Source organism: uncultured Marinobacter sp. (assembly GCF_963974375.1).
GTDB lineage: Bacteria > Pseudomonadota > Gammaproteobacteria > Pseudomonadales > Oleiphilaceae > Marinobacter.
Window position 1 is genome coordinate 1 of record NZ_CAXBDN010000252.1, and the last position, 6,416, is coordinate 6,416.

6 protein-coding genes are annotated in these 6,416 nt (G+C 58.2%); 5 read left to right on the forward strand and 1 reads right to left on the reverse strand.

What is annotated here, in order from left to right; genetic code table 11:
- The 4 genes from potB to AAC035_RS17265 form a co-directional block, all read left to right on the forward strand.
- Positions 1–786, forward strand: a 786-nt coding sequence (gene potB / locus AAC035_RS17250; RefSeq protein ID WP_339806331.1) for a spermidine/putrescine ABC transporter permease PotB, incomplete at its 5' end; no start/stop codon positions are given.
- On the forward strand, positions 783–1,553 hold the full coding sequence (gene potC / locus AAC035_RS17255; protein WP_339806332.1) for a spermidine/putrescine ABC transporter permease PotC: 771 nt from the start codon (positions 783–785) through the stop codon (positions 1,551–1,553). The genes potB and potC, both read left to right, overlap by 4 nt.
- A complete protein-coding gene (locus AAC035_RS17260) occupies positions 1,550–2,593 on the forward strand; it encodes an extracellular solute-binding protein (protein WP_339806333.1) in 1,044 nt (347 codons plus the stop codon). The genes potC and AAC035_RS17260 overlap by 4 nt, the downstream gene beginning before the upstream one ends.
- 72 nt (positions 2,594–2,665) lie before the next feature.
- Positions 2,666–3,589: an AEC family transporter gene (locus AAC035_RS17265; RefSeq protein WP_339806334.1), complete on the forward strand. Its 924-nt coding sequence runs from the start codon at positions 2,666–2,668 to the stop codon at positions 3,587–3,589.
- On the opposite strand, the gene AAC035_RS17270 is transcribed toward AAC035_RS17265, so the two are convergent.
- Entirely contained in the window at positions 3,557–4,483 is a 927-nt protein-coding gene (locus AAC035_RS17270; RefSeq protein ID WP_339806336.1) for a zinc ABC transporter substrate-binding protein, read from the reverse strand. The two genes, AAC035_RS17265 and AAC035_RS17270, sit on opposite strands and share 33 nt — an antisense overlap.
- A 323-nt stretch (positions 4,484–4,806) precedes the next feature.
- Here AAC035_RS17270 and gltX point away from each other — a divergent pair, with 323 nt between their 5' ends.
- Positions 4,807–6,291, forward strand: coding sequence for a glutamate--tRNA ligase (gene gltX, locus AAC035_RS17275; protein ID WP_339806335.1), 1,485 nt, complete (start codon positions 4,807–4,809; stop codon positions 6,289–6,291).
- The last annotated feature ends 125 nt before the right edge of the window (positions 6,292–6,416 follow it).

A 6,416-nucleotide genomic window follows, 5' to 3' on the forward strand; every position in this document is an offset into this window, starting at 1 on the left:
CTGGTGCCCAATCTGCTGGTGATTGGTGCCAGTTTCATGACCCGGGATCCGGGCAGCTTTCTGTCACTACCTTTGACCCTGGAAAACTATCAGCGCCTGCTTGATCCGTTGTATGTCGAGGTGTTTTTCCATTCCCTCTACATGGCGTCGGTGACTACGGTGCTGTGTCTGTTAATAGGCTATCCGTTTGCCTGGGCGCTCACCAAGGTGGATAAACGCTACCAGTTGTTGCTGATCTTCCTGTTGATCGTACCCTTCTGGACCAACTCTCTGGTCCGGACCTATGCGCTCAAACTGATGCTGGCCAGCAATGGCCTGATCAATAGCGGGCTGATGTCACTGGGGCTGATTGATCAGCCCCTGCAGATGCTCTACACCGAAGGCGCGGTGATCGTCGGTCTGGTTTATCTGCTGCTACCGTTCATGATTCTGCCGTTGTATTCGGTGTTCGATGACTTGCGGACGGATCTGTTGATGGCCTCCCATGACCTGGGTGCCGGGCGATTACCCACCTTTGTCCATGTGGTGGTGCCGCTGACGCTGCCGGGAGTACTTGCCGGTGTCATGCTGGTGTTGCTGCCGGCCATGGGGCTGTTCTTTGTAGCCGATATTCTGGGTGGTTCCCGCAATCTGCTGGTGGGCAATGTCATCAGGAATCAGTTTCTGGATGCCCGCAACTGGCCCTTTGGTGCCGCCGCCAGTATCTTGCTGACCCTTGCCATGGCGCTGCTGCTGTTTGCTCACCGGCTCAGCCAGCGGCGTATTGGTGAAGAGGGCGGATCATGAGCCGCTGGCTGCCCCGGATCTACCTCACCCTTGTCTACAGTCTTATCTACCTGCCGATTCTGGTGCTGGTGGTGTTTTCGTTCAACGATGCCAGGACCGGGTATCGGTGGGGCGGTTTCAGTCTCAAATGGTACGAGGCGCTGTTCAGTAACCACGCCATGGTGCAGGCCATGTGGAACTCCCTCTGGCTGGCGCTGGCCGCTGCCACCGTGTCTACCATTATTGGTGCACTGACGGCGCTGGCGCTGCACCGCTACCGGTTCCGTGGCAAGAAAGCCCTGAAGGGCATGCTGTTTATCGTTATGATGTCGCCGGAAATTGTCCTGGCCATCTCGTTACTGGGGCTGTTCATGATGGTGGGCCTGAGCCTGGGTTTTGTTTCATTGCTGCTGGCTCACGTGACCTTCTGCCTGCCGTTCGTGGTGATTACAGTGATGGCGCGACTCAGCGGTTTTGATGATCGTCTTCCGGAAGCAGCCCGGGATCTGGGTGCCAGCGATTTCACCATGACCCGCACGGTGTTGTTGCCGGTTATCATGCCGGCGCTGCTGGCGGGCTGGTTACTGGGGTTTACCCTGTCCCTGGACGATGTGGTGGTCAGTACCTTTATCAGCGGTCCCGGCTATGAAATTCTGCCATTACGCATCTACTCCATGGTGCGGGTGGGACTGAAACCCGAAGTGAATGCACTGGGTACCCTGCTGCTGGTGTTTTCACTGATGATGCTTATGCTTTCCCAATGGATTCTGATGAGGAGCAAACCATGAAGAAATTTGCCATTGCTGGTCTGGCTGTGGTTGCCCTGGCTGGCTGCAGTAGCCAGGACGAGCAGCAAGTGCTGAATCTGTACAACTGGTCAGAGTACATGCCCCAGCAAGTGCTGGACCAGTTCGAAGAGGAAACCGGTATTCAGGTGATCTATACCACCTACGACAGCAATGAAGCCATGTATGCCAGGCTGAAGCTGCTCAGTGAAGGAGCCCAGTATGATCTGGCGATGCCCTCAACCTATTACGTCAACAAGATGCGGGCCGAGGGCCTGCTGGCGGAGCTGGATCACAGCAAGATTGAGGGTTTCGACCGGCTGGATCCGGATCTGATCAACCTCGATATCGACCCGGATAATGCTTTCAGTGTGCCTTATCTGTGGGGCTCGACCGGACTGGCGTTCAATGGCGATGTGATTGACGCCGGCCAGGTCACCCGCTGGGAAGATCTGTGGGATGAGCAGTATCAGGGCCGGGTCATGCTGACCAATGATATGCGTGAGGTGTTTCATATCGGCCTGCGGGTGCTGGGCTATTCCGGCAACAGTACGGATCCGGACGAAATCCGCGAGGCCTATGAGAAGCTGACCGAGCTGATGCCCTCGGTTCGCACCTTCAACTCCGATGCACCGAGGATGCCTTACCTGGAAGGGGAGGCGGACGTCGGTATGATCTGGAACGGTGAGGCGGTCATGGGCAGGGAAGATATGCCAGCGCTGGAGTATGTTTATCCGGAGGAGGGGGTGATTGTCTGGCTCGACAGCTTCGTGATTCCCCGCAACGCCCCCAATCCGGATGCTGCTCATAAATTCATCAGTTTTGTGTTGCAGCCGGAGATTTCCGCCATGATCAGCGAGGAAATCGGCTATGCCACCCCCAATCTCGAGGCTCGTAAGATGCTGGATGAGGCGGTTGCCAGTGACCGCACCAGCTATCCGGCAGAGGCCGATATGGTGAACGCCGAATTCCAGGCCGACGTGGGTGATGATGCCATGCAGATCTACACCCGCTATTGGGAACAGCTTAAAACCGGTCGTTAATAGGGCTTCAAACCTCGCGGCTATTGGTAGGCCTTACCAATAGCCGTTCCATCCTGTTCCGGAGAAACTCCAGTGTCCGTTGTGGTTCAGGCTTTGGTGCCGGTGTTTGTGCTGATCGTTGCGGGCCATCTGTTCCGCCGCTGGAACTTCCCCGGGGAAGGTTTCTGGCTGCAGGCCGAGCGCTTTACCTACTATGCGCTATTCCCCGCCATGCTGATCTACAAGCTGGGACAGGCACGGCTGCCGGCATCCGCCTATGGCGACATTCTTGTGCTGATTGGCGTGATGCTGATTGCCATGACGCTGGTGCTGGTGATGATTCAGCTGATCTGGCGCTGGCCCGGCGAGATCTATTCGTCGGTGTTCCAGGGTGGCATCCGCTTTAACAGCTATGTGGGGCTGGCGGCTGCCGGGATGCTGCTGGGGGATGAGGGCATCTCGCTGATCGCAGTGGCGGTGGCCATCAAGGTGCCCCTGCTCAACCTGCTGTGCATAGTGATGTTCTCCCTGACCTGCCGCAAAGGGGCCTTGCGGCTCAAGCCCCTGGTCCGGGCCATTGTGACCAATCCGCTTATTATTGGTTCGGTGGTGGGGGTTATCTGGAGCTTTTTCCGGATCGGATTTCATCCTGTTGTGGCGGGCATCCTCGAGCCCCTGAGCGATCTTGCGCTACCCCTGGGCCTGATGTGTGTGGGCGCGGGTCTGCAACTGAAGGCCTTGCGCAGCGCATCGATGCCCTTTCTGGTGTCTTCCGTGGCCAAGCTGGTGATTTTCCCGGTACTGACTCTGGGGCTGGCCATGGCTCTGGGCATGGACGGGCGCCTGGTGCAGGTGGCCATCCTGCTGGCCGCATTGCCGACCGCCACCTCGTCATACATCCTGGCGCGCCAGCTGGGAGGCGATGCCCCCCTCATGGCGGCCATCATCAGTGGTCAGACCCTACTGGCAATGATCACGCTGCCGTTACTTCTGGGCGTGCTCTGGCAGGCAGCCTAGCACCGCCTCTGCCATGCTGTACTGAAACCGGATGTAGCCATCCGCATCGCTGGCGATTCCCGATGCCAGCGGGTCCCAGGTGCCTGTGGGGATGTGCATGCCCTCTGTCACGGTGAGCCACCACTGGCGGTTGAACTGAGGTTCGGTCAGCAGGCAGGGGTTGCTGGCCGCGCCCAGTCGGGTTCTGACCTCCGCCAGATGGCGAGCGCCGGGGGTTCGCTCCGGGCTCGGCGTCAGCACTCCGGCAAGCTTCAGACCAAAATGCTCGACAAAGCGTCCAAAAGCATCGTGGTAGGTGAACAGATCCACCGAGTGAGCCTGCGCCAGTTGCTGGCGAATGTCCGTCTCAGCCGCTCTCAGGGCCTGCCTGAACGTAGCCAGGTTGCGTTGAATCTGCGCCTGATCAACACCCTCAAGTCCACCCAGGGCATCCGCAATGGTCTGCGCCATGGCGAGTCCCAGTTCGGGGTCGACCCAGAGGTGAGGGTCTTTGCCATCATGGTCATGACCGTGGGAATCTTCAGGTTGCGGCTGGTGCCCGTGACCAGCGGCATGACCGTCATCATGCTTCTGATCATCATGGTGCCGGTCGTCATGTCCGTTGTCATGATCGTGGCCATGGCCACCGGATGGAGCATCACCGGATGGCGTCTCCGCCGAATCGTCCGGGGCCAGTCTGACCGTGCGCTTGGCGAGATCCTGTCCCCCCAGCAACCGGATCAGAAAGGTTTCCATGTCGGGCCCGATCCAGAACACCTGTGCAGCCTGCTCCAGTCTTGCTCTCTCGGAGGGGCGTAACTGATAGGTGTGAGGGCTGGCGCCATCCGGCACCAGCGTGGATACGGTGACCTGGTCTCCCGCCACGGCTTTCACCAGTAACTCCACCGGCTTGATAGATGCAACGACCGCAGGCGTGGCGGTGCCATAGGCAGGCTAAGCAGCAGGGCGGACAGTAGAAATTTGGTGGCAGGGTGCAGGTTGAACCGGGCAGGGCGCTGGACTCGCATGGTGTGTGGATTCCGTTATCAGCGGGTGATGGAGGAAAATCAGAAACGTTATAATATTACAATTATCGCCCTGTGCAAAGGTCTCATGGCCGATGTGGTGGATCCACCGGAGGTTATCCACTTCTGTCCATGGGATTTCAGGTGCGGGCCGGTATAATGGCGCCCCGGATTTGTTGTTACTCCACTCACTGCGCCAGGCAGGAATGATTCATGACCGTACGTACCCGAATCGCACCGTCACCCACCGGTGACCCTCACGTAGGCACCGCGTTTGTTGCTCTGTTCAACCTCTGCTTCGCTCGTCAGCATGGCGGCCAGTTTATTTTACGGATTGAAGACACTGATCAGGCTCGCAGTACTGGGGAGTCAGAGCAGGACATTTTGCGAGCTTTACGCTGGCTGGGACTTGACTGGGACGAGGGTCCGGATGTGGGCGGTCCATATGGCCCCTACCGTCAGTCTGAGCGCAGGGACTCCTATGGCCAGTACGCCATGGAGCTGGTTGAAAAAGGTCATGCCTTTTATTGCTTCCGTACACCGGAAGAGCTGGAGTCGATCCGTGAAGAGCGCAAGGCGCAGGGACTGAATCCGGGCATCAAGGGTGATCTGGAGCTGCCGGCGGATGAGGTCCAGCGGCGTCTGGCGGCCGGGGAACCTTATGTGATCCGCATGAAGGTGCCGGATGAGGGCGTGTGTCTGATTGACGACATGCTCCGTGGCACCATCGAAATTGACTGGTCCCAGGTGGATTGCCAGATTCTGCTGAAGTCAGACGGTATGCCCACCTATCATCTGGCCAATGTGGTGGACGATCACCTGATGGCCATTACCCACGTTCTGCGGGGCGAGGAATGGATCAACTCGGCGCCCAAGCACCAGTTGCTCTACAAGTATTTCGGCTGGGATATGCCGGTGCTGTGTCACCTGCCGCTGCTGCGCAACCCGGACAAGAGCAAGCTGTCGAAGCGCAAGAACCCCACCAGCATCACCTTCTATGAGCGTATGGGGTTTCTGCCGGAGGCGGTTACCAACTATCTGGGCCGCATGGGCTGGTCGATGCCGGATGAGCGCGAGAAGTTCACCCTGACAGAAATGATCGAACATTTTGATATTCAGCGGGTGTCTCTGGGCGGACCCGTGTTTGATGTGGAAAAGCTGCGCTGGCTGAACGGGCTCTGGTTGCGGGAAGAGGTGAGCGACGAGCAGTTCATGGCTCGCCTGCAGCAGTGGTGGTTCAACGAAGACGCGTTGCGGGCTCTGGTGCCGCACGTCAAAGGCCGCACAGAGGTGTTTTCCGATGTGGCCCCGATGGCGGCATTCATGTTCTCCGGCATGCTCAACCTGAGCCCCGAAAGCTTCGCCCATAACAAGCTGACCGACGATCAGATCAAACGGGTGTTGCAGTTCACCCTGTGGCGCCTCGAGGCACAGCGCCATTGGAGCAAGGACACGATCTTTGCCGACATCAAGGCGCTGGCCAAAGCCATGGATCTGAAGCTGGGGGATTTCATGTTTTCCATCTTTGTGGCGGTGGCCGGTACTCCCAACTCCTGGTCGGTGATGGACTCCATGGCGCTGCTGGGACCGGACATGACCCGCTCCCGTTTGCGCCATGCTCTTGAGGTGCTGGGTGGTTTCTCCAAGAAGGAGACCAAAAAAGTGGAGAAGGACTACGCCGGATTGTTTGCCGAGTAACCGATCTGGTCGGGAATTGAGCGCTTTTGACAGGGAAGTCGAATAATCTGAAAAAAAACCGGATAAGTGGTTGACGCCCCGGGGTCGGATCCTTAATATACGCAGCCGTTGGGGGCCATAGCTCA